Origin of the sequence: Streptomyces luteogriseus (genome assembly GCF_014205055.1) — a bacterium.
GTDB classification, from domain to species: domain Bacteria; phylum Actinomycetota; class Actinomycetes; order Streptomycetales; family Streptomycetaceae; genus Streptomyces; species Streptomyces luteogriseus.
In genome coordinates this window covers 1,379,990-1,395,061 of the sequence record NZ_JACHMS010000001.1, presented here as the reverse complement: position 1 = coordinate 1,395,061, position 15,072 = coordinate 1,379,990, and the positions used below count along the sequence as shown (strand labels likewise).

Sequence of the window (15,072 nt, the reverse complement as noted above, 5' to 3'; positions counted from 1 at the left end):
AGGGGAGTGCAAGTGGCGGACGCTGCAGTGAGCGACACCCGGACGACACAGCGGGTGCTCGTCGCCGCGGACAAGTTCAAGGGGTCGCTGACGGCCGTCGAGGTCGCCGAGCGGGTCACGGCCGGACTGCGCCGGGTGCTGCCCGGTCTCGAGGTCGAGGCGCTGCCCGTGGCCGACGGCGGCGACGGAACCGTGGCCGCGGCGGTCGCGGCCGGGTTCGAGCGCCGGGAGGTGCGGGTGGCCGGTCCCCTCGGCGACGAGGTGACGGCGGCGTACGCGCTGCGCGAGGGCACCGCGGTCGTGGAGATGGCCGAGGCGAGCGGGCTGCAGCGGCTGCCCGCCGGGGTCTTCGCCCCGCGCACGGCCTCCACCTACGGCTCCGGCGAACTGCTGCGGGCCGCGCTGGACGCGGGAGCCCGCACGATCGTCTTCGGGGTCGGCGGCAGCGCCACCACCGACGGTGGCGCCGGGATGCTGTCCGCGCTGGGCGCCCGCTTCCTGGACGCCGACGGGGAGCCGGTGCCCCCGGGCGGCGGCGGCCTGGCCGAACTGGCGACGGCCGACCTGTCGGGACTGGATCCGCGCCTCACCGAGGTCGAGCTGGTCCTCGCCAGCGACGTCGACAACCCGCTGACCGGCCCGAAGGGCGCACCCGCGGTCTACGGCCCGCAGAAGGGCGCCTCGCCCGACGACGTGGAGGCCCTGGACGCCGCCCTCGCGCACTTCGCGAAGGTGCTGGAGGGCCCGGCCGGCCCGAAGGCCGCCGCGTACGCGGCATCACCGGGTGCGGGCGCGGCGGGCGGTATCGGCTACGGCGCCCTGCTGCTGGGCGCCCGGTTCCGCCCCGGCATCGAGGTGATGCTCGACGTTCTGGGCTTCGCACCCGCCCTGGACCGCGCCGACCTGGTCATCACCGGCGAGGGCTCCCTCGACGAGCAGACCCTCCACGGCAAGGCCCCGGCCGGCGTCGCCGCGGCGGCCCGTGCCGCGGACAAGGACGTCGTGGCGGTCTGCGGCCGCCTGGCCCTGCCGCCCCAGACCCTGGGCCGGGCCGGTTTCCGCCGGGCCTACCCCCTGACGGACGAGGAACCGGACGTGGCGAAGTGCATCGCCGAGGCCGGCCCGATCCTGGAGCGGGTGGCGGAGCGGATCGCGCGGGACTTCCTGACCTGATCCGTCACGGCAGGGGGATCAGCGCTCCGTCGGAGTCCCGGAAGTAGCTGCCGGAGCTCTGGCCCCACACCTTGCCGTTCTTGAACCACTGCTTCGACATGTGGTGCACCGTCTGGGCGGTGACCTCCCACACCAGCGAGTGGCCCGCACCCTCGAGGCAGAACATCAGCCTGCCGGGTCCCTTGACGGCCTTGTACAGGTCCGGCACGGAGAAGCGGATGGGGTCGGGCAAGGTGGCCGGGCTGTTGGCGGCCCGGTCCAGTTCCCCGTAGATGATGAGCACGGGAACCCGGTCCCCGAGCACGGTCGTGCGGGCCGGGTTCTCGTGCGGCACCGTCTGGTTGTTCCAGCCCCACCAGTAGGTGTTCCGGTACCGCAGAATGCCCTCGAACTCACCCGGGGCCACCTCGCGGCCCCACTTGCTGCCGAGGGGGTCGCTGCGCATGCAGGCTTCCCAGGCGAGGTCCACGACGCCGGGTTCCCGCAGGTCGGGGTTGCCGTCCAGTCCGGTCCTGAACCCCGTCCTGGTGCCGACGAACATCGGGAAGCCCCAGGTGACGGCCGGTGTGGACATCGGCAGCGTCTGGGCCTCGGACGGGCGGCCGAACGGGTCGTCGAGCTCGCCCGACCACCGTCCCTTGGGCGGGAAGACCGGAGCGAGCAGGAGCAGGCTCTCCACATTGCCGGGGTGCTGGAGGGTGTAGGTGCCCATGATGGCCGCCCCCAGCGACCAGGCGATGAAACGGATCGGCTTCTTCCGGCCGGGAAGGCCCCTGATGTGCTCGACCACTGCGTCCACCTCTGCCCACTCGCTCTCCGAGTTGCCCAGCTGCTTGGCGTACGGGGGAGGGGGCGGGCAGGGCTCCTGGAGGGGATTGGGGACGAGGACCTGCTGCTGGGCCGGGTTGGCGTTGCACGGGTCGTCCATCCGCGGGCGCGGCGACCGGCCGGAGCCCTGGAGGTCCATGATGAAGACGTCATAGCCGTCGTCCGCGAGTTCCTGCGCCCAGCTGTACCGGGTGGCGCGCCCGCCGGGGACCGGTGCGAGGTCGAACCCCGCCAGCGCCGGCACGCTCCTGCCGTGCAGCATGAGCACCGGCTGGTGCGGTTGGTTCGGCTTGGTGCCCTCGTACTCCCGTACGGGCAGGGTCACCGTGTCGCCGAAGTTCGCGGGGATCTTGGACTGGAGTGTGACCTTGTGCTCTCTGAGGATGGGTGCGGGCATGGCCGCCTCCCGATGGGAAAAGTGTGACGAAGTGGATGAAACCCCCTCTTTCCACCCTCCTCTTCCTGTATTTTCTCCGCAAATCGGCTTCGAACGGCGGTAGTTGACCCGTCAAGGGCAAGAGTGAGACGCCCTTGAACGAGAAACGGGTGTGGCCCGGACCTCGAAGGTCCGGGCCACACCCGTCAGTACAGGGACGAGATCAGGGCAGCTGCGCCGCCCGCGCCTCGCGCCGGTTGCCGCGGAAGTTGTTCACCCGTCGAGCCGTCGCGAACAGCGGAATCACCGCGCCCATGACCAGCTGGAGCGCACAACCCGTCTGGAGCAGCAGCTGGCCGCTCGGCGCGTCGAACGCCCAGGCGGCCATCATGCCCATGCCCACCACGATCCACGACAGCATCGCCACGGCGAGCCGGCCCCGCGGCTTCGGATACTCCACGCGGCTCACCATCAGCCACGCCGTCCCCAGGATCGCCAGCAGCGTCGCCACGAAGGGAAGCTCCAGCAGCACGATGGACACGACCGTCAGCGCGCCGAACGGTGACGGCATGCCCTGGAAGGTGCCGTCCTTGACCGTGACGCACGAGAACCGCGCAAGCCGCAGCACCACCGCCAGCAGCACCACGATCGCACCGACCGCCGCGACCCGCTGGTACGCGCCCTCCGCCACCATGCCGTAGACGAGGACGAAGTACGCCGGCGCCAGCCCGAAGCTGATCAGGTCGGAGAGGTTGTCCAGCTCGGCGCCCATGGGGGAGGAGCGCAGCTTGCGCGCCACCAGGCCGTCGAACAGGTCGAAGACCGCGGCGCACAGCATCAGGATGACCGCCGTGGCCGCGCTGTTGCGCGCCATGCCGGACTCCTGGCTGCCCATGAGGTCCGGGATCAGGATGCCAGTGGTGGTGAAATACACCGCCATGAAGCCGCACGTGGCGTTGCCGAGCGTCAGCGTGTCCGCTATCGACAGACGAAGAGAGAGGGGCATCTCCTCTTCTTCGTCGATCTCGTCGGCCTCCGGGACCCAGCCGGCCTTGGTATCAGGATCAATCACGGTCAATGCGAGTCACCCCAGCCACCGTCTTCTGACCGACCTCGACCGCGACCTCCACGCCCTCGGGCAGGTAGAGGTCGACACGCGAGCCGAAGCGGATCAGGCCGATCCGCTCGCCCTGCTCGACCTTCGTGCCCTGGGGCAGGTAGGGGACGATGCGACGGGCGACCGCGCCGGCGATCTGGATCATCTCGATGTCGCCGAGCTCGGTGTCGAAGTGCCAGACGACACGCTCGTTGTTCTCGCTCTCCTTGTTGAAGGCGGGAACGAAGCCACCGGGTACGTGCTCGACCGACGTCACCGTGCCCGCGAGGGGCGCGCGGTTGACGTGGACGTTCAGCGGGCTCATGAAGATGGCGACGCGCGTGCGGCCGTCCTTCCACGGCATGATGCTCTGCACCACACCGTCGGCGGGCGAGATGACCCGGCCCTGGGTGATCTCGCGCTCGGGGTCGCGGAAGAACCACAGCATTCCGGCCGCGAGCGCGGTGGCGGGAACGGCGACGGCCTTGGCGGCGCCGGAGCGCCGGGCCCGGGCCAGGCTGAGTGCTGCGGTGGCGACGGTCGGAAGGAGCCACGGCGATGCTCCGCGCGCGAGGCGTACGCCGGCCCGGCTGTCGCGTGGTGCAGAGGTTTGGCTGTGGGGCATGGATGACCTTCGTAGCGGATGATGCCGCACTCTGACGGGGGACGGCGGCTTTCCGGCGATCGTAGCGGCTCGGAGCCGTAACTGGGTAAGCCAGGCAGCCGAGTCGGCGGCAGAAGAGTGTTGACGGGGTGTGATCTTCTTCTCCAAGAAAACACCCCGTATCCGGACATCTAGCCCTGGAATCGATACTCTTCGAGCAGCCGCCTGCCGATGATCATTTTCTGGATCTCGGCGGTACCTTCACCGATGAGCAGCATCGGAGCCTCACGGTAGAGGCGCTCGATCTCGTACTCCTTGGAGAAGCCGTAGCCGCCGTGGATCCGGAAGGCGTCTTCGACGACCTCCTTGCAGTACTCGGAGGCGAGGTACTTCGCCATCCCGGCCTCGAGGTCGTTTCGCTCCCCGGAGTCCTTTTTGCGTGCTGCGTTCACCATCATCGCATGGGCGGCCTCGACCTTGGTAGCCATCTCGGCCAGCTTGAACTGGATCGCCTGGTGCTGGGCGATCGCCTTCCCGAAGGTGTGACGCTGCTGCGCGTACGAGACGCCCAGTTCGAACGCACGCTGAGCGACACCGCAGCCACGCGCCGCCACATTGACGCGGCCGACCTCCACGCCGTCCATCATCTGGTAGAAACCACGGCCGGTGACCCCGCCGAGCACCCGGTTCGCAGGAATCCGCAGGCCATCCATGATGAGCTCGGTGGTGTCGACCCCCTTGTAGCCCATCTTGTCGATCTTGCCGGGGATCGTGAGGCCGGGACGCACCTCGCCGAATCCGGGCTCCTTCTCGACGAGGAAGGTCGTCATCGACTTGTGGGGCGCGGTGCCCTCGGGGTGACCTTCGTCACTCTTTACCAGAACGGCCACCAGAGACGACGTTCCGCCGTTCGTCAGCCACATCTTCTGGCCGTTGAGGACGTACTCCTCGCCGTCCTTCACCGCCTTCGACGAGATCGCCGACACGTCCGAGCCGAGCGCCGGCTCCGACATCGAGAACGCGCCCCGGATGTCACCGGCCGCCATCCGCGGTAGGAAGTGGTCCTTCTGCTCCTGCGTGCCGTGCTGCTTGAGCATGTACGCCACGATGAAGTGGGTGTTGATGATGCCGGACACCGACATCCACCCGCGGGCGATCTCCTCCACGCACAGCGCGTAGGTCAGGAGCGACTCGCCCAGGCCCCCGTACTCCTCGGGGATCATCAGCCCGAACAGGCCCAACTCCTTCAGCCCGTCGACGATCGCTTGCGGGTACTCGTCGCGGTGCTCCAGCTCCGTGGCGACCGGAATGATCTCCTTGTCCACGAAGTCCCGGACGGTGGACAGGATCTCCTGCTGGACGTCCGTCAGACCTGCGGTCTGGGCGAGTCGCGCCATGGCTACTTCTCCTGCTCCCTGAGCTCGGGGCGGCCGGGCTGCTCGCCGCCGCGCTCCTTGATGTACGTCTCGGTCGGCACCATCACCTTGCGGCGGAACACGCAGACGAGCGTGCCGTCCTGCTTGTAGCCCTTGGTCTCGACGTAGACGATGCCGCGGTCGTTCTTCGACTTCGACGGCCACTTGTCGAGCACGGTCGTCTGGCCGTAGATCGTGTCGCCGTGGAAGGTCGGCGCCACGTGCTTCAGCGACTCGATCTCCAGGTTGGCGATCGCCTTGCCGGAGATGTCCGGCACGGACATGCCGAGCAGCAGCGAGTAGATGTAGTTGCCCACGACGACGTTCTTGCCGAAGTCGGTCGTCTTCTCCGCATAGTTCGTGTCCATGTGGAGCGGGTGGTGGTTCATGGTGAGGAGACAGAACAGGTGGTCGTCGTACTCCGTGACCGTCTTTCCCGGCCAGTGCTTGTACGTCGCCCCGACCTCGAACTCCTCGTAGGTGCGCCCGAACTGCATCGCGCTCAGCCCTCCGGAATCTCGAACTTGCTGGTGCGCTGCATGCCGGCCGCGCGGCCCTTGCCGGAGATGACCAGCGCCATCTTGCGGCTGGCCTCGTCGATCATCTCGTCGCCGAGCATCGCCGAGCCCTTCTTGCCGCCCGCCTCGGACGTGTAGTAGTCGTACGCGTCCAGAATCAGCTCGGCGTGGTCGTAGTCCTCCTGCGACGGCGAGAAGATCTCGTTGGACGCCTCGACCTGGCCCGGGTGCAGCACCCACTTGCCGTCGAAACCGAGGGCCGCGGCGCGCTGGGCGACCTCGCGGTAGCCGTCGATGTTGCGGATCTGCAGGTAGGGGCCGTCGATGGCCTGGAGGTTGTTGGCGCGGGCGGCCATCAGGATCTTCATCAGGATGTAGTGGTAGGCGTCGGCCGGGTAGCCGGGCGGCTGCTCGCCCACGACCAGCGACTTCATGTTGATGGACGCCATGAAGTCGGCCGGGCCGAAGATGATGGTCTCGACGCGCGGCGAGGCCTGCGCGATCTCGTTGACGTTGTTCAGGCCCTGGGCGTTCTCGATCTGCGCCTCGATGCCGATCTTGCCGACCTCGAAGCCCATCGTCTTCTCGATCTGCGTCAGCAGCAGGTCCAGGGCGACGACCTGCTGGGCCGTCTGCACCTTCGGCAGCATGATGCAGTCGAGGTTCTGGCCGGCGCCCTCGACGACCGTGACGACATCGCGGTACGTCCACTCGGTCGTCCAGTCGTTGACCCGGACCACACGTGTCTTGCCGGTCCAGTCGCCCTCGTTGAGGAACTTGACGATGGTGTGCCGCGCCTCGGGCTTGGCGAGCGGGGCGCACGCGTCCTCCAGGTCGAGGAAGACCTGGTCGGCCGGGAGGCCCTGGGCCTTCTCCAGGAAACGCGGGTTCGAGCCCGGTACCGCCAGGCAGGAACGCCGGGGGCGAAGGCGGTTGACCGTGGTCATGCGGGGACCTCCAGGGGGTCGAGCTTGTTCGCTTTCCGGATCTCGTCGACGATGCTGCCGATGATTCCGGTGATGTCGAAGTCCTTCGGGGTGAAGACCGCGGCCACTCCGGCTTCCCTGAGCTGCTCGGCATCTCCGTTCGGGATGATGCCACCGGCGATCACCGGTATATCTGTGGCACCGGCCACACGGAGCCGTTCGAGCACGTCCGGCACCAGCTGGGCGTGCGAGCCGGACAGGATGGACAGGCCGACCGCGTGCACGTCCTCGGCCAGGGCCGCGTCCACGATCTGCTCGGGCGTCAGCCGGATGCCCTGGTAGACCACCTCGAACCCGGCGTCCCGCGCGCGCACCGCGATCTGCTCGGCGCCGTTGGAGTGCCCGTCCAGACCCGGCTTGCCGACCAGGAAGCGCAGCTTGCCCACGTTCAGGTCCTTGGCCGTGAGGTCGACCTTGCGGCGGACCACGGCGAGCGCGCTGCCCTCCTCGACCGGAACGGCCACCGGCGCCGAGGAGACACCCGTGGGCGCCCGGAACTCTCCGAACACCTCACGCAGGGCCCCGGCCCACTCGCCGGTCGTCGCCCCGGCGCGCGCGCATTCCAGGGTGGCCTCCATGAGGTTCTCGTCGCCGCGCGCGGCCTCCTTCAGCCGCTCCAGGGCCTTGCAGGGCCGCGGGTGGTTGAAGGGCGGCTGGTAGCGGCTGTCGCGCCACTGCTGGAGCCCGGCGATGACCCGGGCCTCGACCGCCGGGTCCACCGTCTGGATCGCCGTGTCCAGATCGGCGGTCAGCGGATTCGGCTCGGTGCCCTCGAAGATGTTGACACCGATGATCTTCTCCTGGCCGGACTCGATGCGGCCCCGGCGCTCGGCGTGCGAGGAGACCAGCTGCGACTTGAGGTAGCCGGACTCGACGGCCGCCATCGCGCCGCCCATCTCCTGGATGCGGTCGATCTCGGCGAACGACTCCTCGACCAGCCGGTCCACCTTCGCCTCGATCACCTTCGAGCCCTCGAAGATGTCCTCGTACTCCAGCAGGTCGCTCTCGTACGCCAGCACCTGCTGGATGCGCAGCGACCACTGCTGGTCCCAGGGGCGGGGCAGGCCCAGGGCCTCGTTCCAGGCGGGCAGCTGCACGGCACGCGCGCGGGCGTCCTTGGAGAGGGTGACGGCCAGCATCTCCAGGACGATCCGCTGGACGTTGTTCTCCGGCTGCGCCTCCGTCAGGCCCAGGGAGTTGACCTGGACGCCGTAGCGGAAGCGGCGCTGCTTGGCGTTCTCGATGCCGTAGCGCTCGCGGGTGATGCGGTCCCAGATGCGGCCGAAGGCGCGCATCTTGCACATCTCCTCGACGAAGCGGACGCCCGCGTTCACGAAGAACGAGATGCGGGCCACGACGTCGCCCATGCGCTCCTGCGGCACCTGGCCGGAGTCGCGCACGGCGTCGAGGACGGCGATCGCGGTGGACATCGCGTACGCGATCTCCTGGACCGGCGTGGCGCCCGCCTCCTGCAGGTGGTAGCTGCAGATGTTGATCGGGTTCCACTTCGGGAGGTGGGAGACCGTGTACGCGATCATGTCCGTCGTCAGGCGGAGCGAGGGACCCGGCGGGAAGACGTGCGTCCCGCGGGACAGGTACTCCTTGACGATGTCGTTCTGGGTCGTGCCCTGGAGCTTGGTGATGTCCGCGCCCTGCTCCTCGGCGACGACCTGATAGAGCGCCAGCAGCCACATGGCGGTGGCGTTGATCGTCATCGAGGTGTTCATCTGCTCCAGGGGGATGTCCTGGAACAGCCGGCGCATGTCACCGACGTGCGCGATCGGCACGCCGACCCGGCCCACCTCGCCGCGGGCGAGGATGTGGTCGGAGTCGTAGCCGGTCTGTGTCGGCAGGTCGAACGCCACCGACAGGCCCGTCTGGCCCTTGGCGAGGTTGCGCCGGTACAGCTCGTTGGACGCCTCGGCCGTGGAGTGACCGGCATACGTGCGCATGAGCCACGGCCGGTCCTTCTGACGCTCAGTCATGCGACGCCTCTCAGATGTTCCGGAAGCGGTTGATGGCGTCGATGTGCTTGGCGCGCTTCTCGTGGTCGCGCACGCCCAGGCCCTCCTCGGGGGCCATGCACAGCACGCCGACCTTGCCCTGGTGGAGGTTGCGGTGCACGTCGTAGGCGGCCTGGCCGGTGTCCTGAAGGGAGTACACCTTCGACAGGGTGGGGTGGATCTTGCCCTTCGCGATGAGCCGGTTGGCCTCCCAGGCCTCGCGGTAGTTGGCGAAGTGCGAGCCGATGATCCGCTTCAGCGACATCCACAGGTAGCGGTTGTCGTACTCGTGCATGTAGCCCGAGGTCGAGGCGCAGGTGGTGATGGTGCCGCCCTTGCGCGTGACGTAGACGCTCGCGCCGAAGGTCTCGCGGCCGGGGTGCTCGAAGACGATGTCGATGTCCTCGCCGCCGGTGAACTCGCGGATGCGCTTGCCGAAGCGCTTCCACTCCTTCGGGTCCTGGGTGGTCTCGTCCTTCCAGAACTTGTAGCCCTCGGCGCTGCGGTCGATGATCGCCTCGGCGCCCATCGAGCGGCAGATGTCCGCCTTCTGCTCGCTGGAGACGACACAGATCGGGTTGGCGCCGCCGGCCAGCGCGAACTGGGTGGCGTAGGAGCCGAGTCCGCCGCTCGCGCCCCAGATCAGGACGTTGTCACCCTGCTTCATGCCGGCGCCGTTGCGGGAGACCAGCTGCCGGTAGGCGGTGGAGTTGACCAGGCCGGGGGCGGCGGCCTCCTCCCAGCTGAGGTGGTCGGGCTTCGGCATCAGCTGGTTGGACTTGACCAGGGCGATCTCGGCGAGGCCGCCGAAGTTGGTCTCGAAGCCCCAGATGCGCTGCTCGGGGTCGAGCATCGTGTCGTTGTGGCCGTCGCTGGACTCCAGCTCGACGGACAGACAGTGCGCGACGACCTCGTCACCGGGCCGCCAGGCGTTGACGCCGGGACCGGTGCGCAGGACGACGCCCGCGAGGTCGGAGCCGATGATGTGGTACGGCAGGTCGTGGCGCTTGGTGAGCTCGCTGAGCCGGCCGTAGCGCTCCAGGAAGCCGAAGGTGGACAGCGGCTCGAAGATCGACGTCCACACCGAGTTGTAGTTGACCGACGAGGCCATCACGGCCACCAGGGCCTCGCCCGGGCCGAGCTCGGGCAGCGGCACCTCGTCCAGGTGGATCGACTTGCGGGGGTCCTTGTCGCGGGTCTCGAGGCCCGCGAACATCTCCGTCTCGTCCTTGTGCACGGTGATCGCGCGGTACGACTCGGGGAGCGGGAGGGCGGCGAAGTCCTCCGACGTGGAGTCGGGCGACTGGATCGCGGCCAGGATGTCCTTAACGGTCACGGTGTTGCCTCCGGCGGTGAGCGCCCTGAGGGAGGGGCGCCGATGGTTACGTCGGTGCTGCTGAGGGTTGAGGGTGTGCCGTCGGTTCGGCGGTGGTGCTGATCGGCAGCGCTGGGTGGCGCGGGAGGTTGCCTGTGACGCAGGCGTCCGGGCGGGCAAGCGGGTGAGCTTGCCGGGACGTCGCCCGGACCTCTTCAACGTATGACACCGCGTGTCACCCCGCAAGGCACTGAGTGCCAGAACTTGATCTCAGATGAAATCTTTACGTAACAAATGAGCGATGATCGATCGAATGGTCCCTCCGAGGGCCTGCAAAACGGGCCCTGACATGCCAAAACGGCCACCCCGAGGGGTGGCCGTCATCACACGGGTGAAAGGGGGCTCAGCGCTCCTTGAGTGCCTGCTCGATGGTCCGCATGACCTCGTCCAGCGGCGCGTCGGTGCGGGCGACGGTCACCAGCACCTCGCCCTGCGCCGACGCCGTGGCGGCGGCCGGCTGCGGTTCGGTGGAGCGCCCGGCCCCGATGCCCGACCCGAAGGTCTTGCGCACGATCGCGAAGGCGTGGTCCAGCTGCGCCTCCACGTCCCCCTGGCCGCCCGCGCGCAGCCAGCGCCGCAGAACGTGGTTGTGGGCCGTGACGACCGCGGAGGCGGCGACCTCCGCCAGCAGCGGATCGTCGTTGGCGTCGTCGGCGTGCGCGCGCTCGTCGAAGTGGCCGAGGAGATAGCGGGTGAAGAGGCGCTCGTAGCGGGCCACCGACGCGATCTCCGCCTCGCGCAGGGTGGGCACCTCGCGCGTCAGCTTGTAACGGGCGACCGAGATCTCCGGCCGGGCCGCGTACATCCGCATGACTTCCTTGATGCCGCGGCACACCGTGTCGAGCGGATGCTCGTGCGCGGGCGCGGCGTTGAGCACCGCCTCGGCGCGGATCAGGGTGTCGTCGTGGTCGGGGAAGATCGCCTCTTCCTTGGAGCGGAAGTGGCGGAAGAAGGTGCGGCGGGCGACCCCGGCCTGGGCCGCGATCTCGTCGACGGTGGTTGCCTCGTACCCCTTGGTCGCGAACAGCTCCATCGCGGCGGCCGCAAGTTCCCGGCGCATCTTGAGCCGTTGGGCGGCGGCGCGAGAGCCGGCGGCACTCTCCGGCGCGTCGGCCGTGGCTGGTGTACGTGAGGACTTGGCGGGCTGGGGCATGCCCTGAACGTACTGCATGTGCGCAGCTCGCCGCGCATGACCTGGTTCTCCGCCGCCGGCGGGCGGGGGAGGGGCGGCCCGGCCGACCGGGTGGAACCGGTCCGGGCCGAGCAGGCCACCCCACTCCGCGCCGGACCGGAACCAGTCGCCGGGACGCTCAGCGCTTGGCATATTCGCGGAAGCCACGGCCGGTCTTGCGGCCGAGGCAGCCCGCGGCCACCAGGTGCTCCAGCAGCGGCGCCGGAGCGAGCCCCGGGTCGCGGAACTCGCGGTGCAGGACCTTCTCGATGGCGAGCGAGACATCCAGTCCGACCACGTCCAGCAGCTCGAACGGGCCCATCGGGTAACCGCCGCCCAGCTTCATCGCCGCGTCGATGTCGTCGAGCGACGCGTAGTGCTCCTCCACCATCTTGATCGCGTTGTTCAGGTACGGGAACAGCAGCGCGTTCACGATGAATCCGGCCCGGTCACCGCAGTCGACCGGGTGCTTCCTGATCCGCCCGCAGACCTCGCGGACCGTCGCGTGGACGTCGTCGGCGGTCAGCACCGTGCGGACGACCTCGACCAGCTTCATGGCCGGCGCCGGGTTGAAGAAGTGCATGCCGATCACGTCCTGCGGGCGCGAGGTGGCCCGGGCGCAGGCGACGACCGGCAGCGACGAGGTCGTGGTGGCCAGGATCGCGCCCGCCTTGCAGACCTTGTCCAGGGCCGCGAACAGCTGCCGCTTGATCTCCAGGTCCTCGGCGACCGCCTCCACGGCCAGGTCGACATCGGCGAAGTCGTCGTACGTGCCCGTGGCGGTGATCCGGTCCAGGGTCTCGGCGGCCGCCTCCGCGGTCATCCGCCCCTTGTCGACCGAGCGGGCCAGGGACTTGCCGATCCGGGCCTTCGCGGTCTGCGCCTTCTCCGCGCTGCGGGCGGCGATGACCACCTCGTACCCGCCCTTGGCGAAGACCTCGGCGATGCCGGAGGCCATGGTGCCCGAGCCCGCGACACCGACCGAGCGGATCTCCCGGCCGGGAACCAGGTCGCCGCCCTCCAGCGGGGTCAGCCCGTCCCGCACGACGACCGGGCTGCCCGGCGCCTCGTACGTGTAGAAGCCGCGCCCCGCCTTGCGGCCGGTCAGGCCCGCCTCGCTCAGCTGCTTGAGGATCGGGGCCGGAGCGTGCAGCCGGTCGCGGGAGGAGGCGTACATGGCCTCCAGGACCGTGCGCGCGGTGTCGACGCCGATCAGGTCGAGCAGCGCCAGCGGACCCATGGGCAGTCCGCAGCCCAGCCGCATCGCGGCGTCGATGTCCTCGCGGGAGGCGTACTTCGCCTCGTACATCGCGGCGGCCTGGTTGAGGTAGCCGAACAGCAGGCCGTCCGCGACGAAACCGGGCCGGTCGCCGACCGCGACCGGCTCCTTGCCCAGGTCGAGCGCGAGGTCGGTGACCGCGGTGACGGCCGCCGGCGCGGTCAGCACCGAGGAGACGACCTCGACCAGCTTCATGGCCGGCGCGGGGTTGAAGAAGTGCAGGCCCAGCACCCGTTCGGGGCGCGAGGAGTCGGCGGCGAGGCGGGTCACGGACAGGGCGTTGGTGCCGGTCGCCAGGATCGTCTCCGGGCGCACGATCCCGTCCAGCTCCCGGAAGATCTGGTGCTTGATCTCGTACGACTCCGGGGCCACCTCGATGACCAGGTCGGCGTCGGCCGCGGTGCGCAGGTCGGCGGAGGTGCGGACACGGCCGAGGATCCCGGCGCGCTCCTGCTCGGTCAGCCGCCCGCGCTCGACGCCGCGGGCGGTGGAGGCCTCCAGCGCGGCGACGCACTTGGCGGCCTGGGTCTCGCTGATGTCGATGCCGACGACCGTGCGGCCGGCCTTGGCGAGGACCTCGGCGATGCCGGTGCCCATCGTGCCGAGGCCGACGACGGCGATGGTCTGCAGCGGGGACTGGGACGGGTCGGACAGGGGAGTGGCCATCGCGGGACTCCAGGATGAGGGTGACGACGGGGAACGCGCTCCGGGTGCGCCGGAGGCGGCCCGGCGGAAGCCGGACCACGGGCGCACCGGGTGCGTGGTGAAGTGCGGGTGTTGGCCGGGCCGCGAAGCGCACACGCCCGGTGCCGCGCCGCGGGCGTGCACACGCCCGGGGTCGACGGCCGTTCCGACCGGCCCTGTCCCGGGGCCGAGCCGTACTGCGGTACCTGAGGCACCGAACCGACTGCTCTCGCGACTGCCGCGTCACCAGACCGCCGCGAGGAAATACGAGTGGGTAACTCGCTCGTCTGAGCTTAACCGGCGGGTAACGAGCGCGCCAGCCCCCGGGTTTGTGATGTACGTCCCGCGCGGCTCGCCACGCCCCTAACCTCTGAGTCATGGACGAAGAGTTGCGATCACTCACGGAGCGCTTACGGCAGGAGTCCGGGGCGCCGCCCGCGTTCGAGCGGCTCGTGGCGACCGACGACCTCGACGCCCTGGCGGCGGTGCTGACCGAACCCGGGCAGCATCTGTGGGCGAGGGAACTGGCCGCGTTCCGGCTGGGGCTCGCACAGGACGCGCGGGCCTTCGAGGCCCTGGTGCTGCTGCTCAACCACCGCGACCCCCCGCGCTGCGCCTCCGCCGCCCACGCCCTCGCCCGGCTGGGAGACCCGCGCACCGCCCGCGCGGCCGCCGCCCTGGCCACCAACGAACTGCGCGTCGCCTACGCCCTGCACCCGGTGCGGCTCCTGGTCGAGCTGCGTGCGCCGGAGGCGGTGCCCGCGCTGATCACCACGCTCCAGCGGCGCCTGCGCCCGCACGATCCGTACCGCCGCGTCGCCCTGGCCTGTGTGGACGGGCTCGGCGCGCTGGGCGACGCCCGGGCCAGACCCGTCCTGAACGAGGCGCTCGCGCATCCGACGCTGGCCGAGGCGGCGGTGCGGGCGCTGGGGCGGATTCCGAAGCAGAGGTGACGCCGGCGGGGGGAGGGGTCCGCCGTACCGCGACGTCAGCGGTGAGGGTGCCTGGTGTGCCGCGACGTCAGCGGGCGAGGGGCCTGGGTGCCGCGACGTCGGCGAGGGCCCTGGTGTACCGCACCTCGGGGACCGCGACCCCGTCCACCTCGAACGGCTCCTCGGCGCCGTCCGCCCGGAAGCCGGCCCGTTCGTAGAAGCGCCGGGCCCGGTCGTTCTCCTTGAGCACCCACAGCAGGAGACGGCCGTGGCCCGCGGCGGAGCAACGCGCGACCGACTCCGTGAGCAGCGCCCGCCCCACACCCCGCCCTACCTGATCCGGGTGCACGTAGATGGCGTACAACTCGGCGTCCCCGGTGAGGACTTCGTCCTCCCGGTACGGGCCGTGGCACGCCCAGCCGACGATCTCGCCGCCGGTGTCCTCGGCGACCAGGTTCACCACACCGGGGTCGCCCTGCGCGAGGTACTCACGACGGCGCTCGGCGTCCGCCTCGACGCTGAGCCCGTCCAGGTAGGACTGCGGCATCAGGCCCCGGTAGGCACTGCGCCAGCCACTGACACGGACCTCCGCGACGCCGTCGCAGTCGGCTGGCGTCATCTCCCGAATCCGC

Annotated in this window: 13 protein-coding genes; 2 read left to right on the top strand and 11 right to left on the bottom strand. The window is 69.8% G+C overall.

Annotated elements, in window-relative coordinates; all coding sequences use genetic code 11:
- The first annotated feature begins 54 nt into the window (after positions 1 to 54).
- On the top strand, positions 55 to 1,173 hold the full coding sequence (locus BJ965_RS06405) for a glycerate kinase (RefSeq protein ID WP_184916845.1): 1,119 nt from the start codon (positions 55 to 57) through the stop codon (positions 1,171 to 1,173).
- A gap of 4 nt (positions 1,174 to 1,177) precedes the next feature.
- Here the strand turns inward: BJ965_RS06405 and BJ965_RS06400 are convergent, their stop codons facing one another.
- The 10 genes from BJ965_RS06400 to BJ965_RS06355 all read right to left on the bottom strand — a co-directional run bounded on the left by BJ965_RS06400 (position 1,178) and on the right by BJ965_RS06355 (position 13,490).
- Positions 1,178 to 2,398 (bottom strand): alpha/beta fold hydrolase, encoded by a 1,221-nt coding sequence (locus tag BJ965_RS06400; protein WP_184907776.1) that lies wholly within the window; start codon positions 2,396 to 2,398, stop codon positions 1,178 to 1,180.
- A gap of 202 nt (positions 2,399 to 2,600) precedes the next feature.
- Positions 2,601 to 3,383 carry a CDP-diacylglycerol--serine O-phosphatidyltransferase gene (gene pssA, locus BJ965_RS06395; protein WP_037832427.1) on the bottom strand — a complete coding sequence of 261 codons (783 nt, stop codon included), beginning with the start codon at positions 3,381 to 3,383 and terminating at the stop codon, positions 2,601 to 2,603.
- Positions 3,384 to 3,441: 58 nt separating this feature from the next.
- A complete protein-coding gene (locus tag BJ965_RS06390) occupies positions 3,442 to 4,098 on the bottom strand; it encodes a phosphatidylserine decarboxylase (RefSeq protein ID WP_030843916.1) in 657 nt (218 codons plus the stop codon).
- Between the two features lie 170 nt (positions 4,099 to 4,268).
- On the bottom strand, positions 4,269 to 5,474 hold the full coding sequence (locus tag BJ965_RS06385) for an acyl-CoA dehydrogenase family protein (protein WP_184907775.1): 1,206 nt from the start codon (positions 5,472 to 5,474) through the stop codon (positions 4,269 to 4,271).
- Positions 5,475 to 5,476: 2 nt separating this feature from the next.
- Positions 5,477 to 5,989 (bottom strand): MaoC family dehydratase, encoded by a 513-nt coding sequence (locus tag BJ965_RS06380; RefSeq protein WP_030843910.1) that lies wholly within the window; start codon positions 5,987 to 5,989, stop codon positions 5,477 to 5,479.
- A gap of 5 nt (positions 5,990 to 5,994) precedes the next feature.
- Positions 5,995 to 6,957, bottom strand: coding sequence for an HpcH/HpaI aldolase/citrate lyase family protein (locus BJ965_RS06375; protein WP_030843907.1), 963 nt, complete (start codon positions 6,955 to 6,957; stop codon positions 5,995 to 5,997).
- Positions 6,954 to 8,981, bottom strand: a complete 2,028-nt coding sequence (locus BJ965_RS06370) for a protein meaA (protein WP_184907774.1) — start codon at positions 8,979 to 8,981, stop codon at positions 6,954 to 6,956. Before BJ965_RS06370 ends, BJ965_RS06375 begins: the two co-directional genes overlap by 4 nt.
- 10 nt (positions 8,982 to 8,991) lie before the next feature.
- Positions 8,992 to 10,335 carry a crotonyl-CoA carboxylase/reductase gene (ccrA, locus tag BJ965_RS06365; RefSeq protein ID WP_184907773.1) on the bottom strand — a complete coding sequence of 448 codons (1,344 nt, stop codon included), beginning with the start codon at positions 10,333 to 10,335 and terminating at the stop codon, positions 8,992 to 8,994.
- Between the two features lie 382 nt (positions 10,336 to 10,717).
- Positions 10,718 to 11,527, bottom strand: a complete 810-nt coding sequence (locus BJ965_RS06360) for a TetR family transcriptional regulator (protein ID WP_246545845.1) — start codon at positions 11,525 to 11,527, stop codon at positions 10,718 to 10,720.
- A gap of 157 nt (positions 11,528 to 11,684) precedes the next feature.
- Positions 11,685 to 13,490, bottom strand: coding sequence for a 3-hydroxyacyl-CoA dehydrogenase family protein (locus BJ965_RS06355; protein WP_184907771.1), 1,806 nt, complete (start codon positions 13,488 to 13,490; stop codon positions 11,685 to 11,687).
- 395 nt (positions 13,491 to 13,885) lie between these two features.
- Between BJ965_RS06355 and BJ965_RS06350 the strand changes: the two genes are divergently transcribed.
- The gene (locus tag BJ965_RS06350) at positions 13,886 to 14,461 is read left to right on the top strand and encodes an adenylosuccinate lyase (RefSeq protein WP_184907770.1); all 576 of its coding nucleotides are present in this window, start codon (positions 13,886 to 13,888) and stop codon (positions 14,459 to 14,461) included.
- Between the two features lie 67 nt (positions 14,462 to 14,528).
- Here the strand turns inward: BJ965_RS06350 and BJ965_RS06345 are convergent, their stop codons facing one another.
- Complete coding sequence (locus BJ965_RS06345; protein WP_184907769.1) at positions 14,529 to 15,059, bottom strand: GNAT family N-acetyltransferase; 531 nt, start codon at positions 15,057 to 15,059, stop codon at positions 14,529 to 14,531.
- Between the last annotated feature and the right edge of the window lie 13 nt (positions 15,060 to 15,072).

Bases quoted from the DNA above. Each gene is read 5' to 3' on its own strand.
- BJ965_RS06400 (WP_184907776.1), bottom strand. From the start codon at position 2,398: ATGCCCGCACCCATCCTCAGAGAGCACAAGGTCACACTCCAGTCCAAG.
- pssA (WP_037832427.1), bottom strand. From the start codon at position 3,383: ATGCCCCTCTCTCTTCGTCTGTCGATAGCGGACACGCTGACGCTCGGC.
- BJ965_RS06390 (WP_030843916.1), bottom strand. From the start codon at position 4,098: ATGCCCCACAGCCAAACCTCTGCACCACGCGACAGCCGGGCCGGCGTA.
- BJ965_RS06385 (WP_184907775.1), bottom strand. From the start codon at position 5,474: ATGGCGCGACTCGCCCAGACCGCAGGTCTGACGGACGTCCAGCAGGAG.
- BJ965_RS06380 (WP_030843910.1), bottom strand. From the start codon at position 5,989: ATGCAGTTCGGGCGCACCTACGAGGAGTTCGAGGTCGGGGCGACGTAC.
- BJ965_RS06375 (WP_030843907.1), bottom strand. From the start codon at position 6,957: ATGACCACGGTCAACCGCCTTCGCCCCCGGCGTTCCTGCCTGGCGGTA.
- BJ965_RS06370 (WP_184907774.1), bottom strand. From the start codon at position 8,981: ATGACTGAGCGTCAGAAGGACCGGCCGTGGCTCATGCGCACGTATGCC.
- BJ965_RS06360 (WP_246545845.1), bottom strand. From the start codon at position 11,527: ATGCCCCAGCCCGCCAAGTCCTCACGTACACCAGCCACGGCCGACGCG.
- BJ965_RS06355 (WP_184907771.1), bottom strand. From the start codon at position 13,490: ATGGCCACTCCCCTGTCCGACCCGTCCCAGTCCCCGCTGCAGACCATC.
- BJ965_RS06350 (WP_184907770.1), top strand. From the start codon at position 13,886: ATGGACGAAGAGTTGCGATCACTCACGGAGCGCTTACGGCAGGAGTCC.
- BJ965_RS06345 (WP_184907769.1), bottom strand. From the start codon at position 15,059: ATGACGCCAGCCGACTGCGACGGCGTCGCGGAGGTCCGTGTCAGTGGC.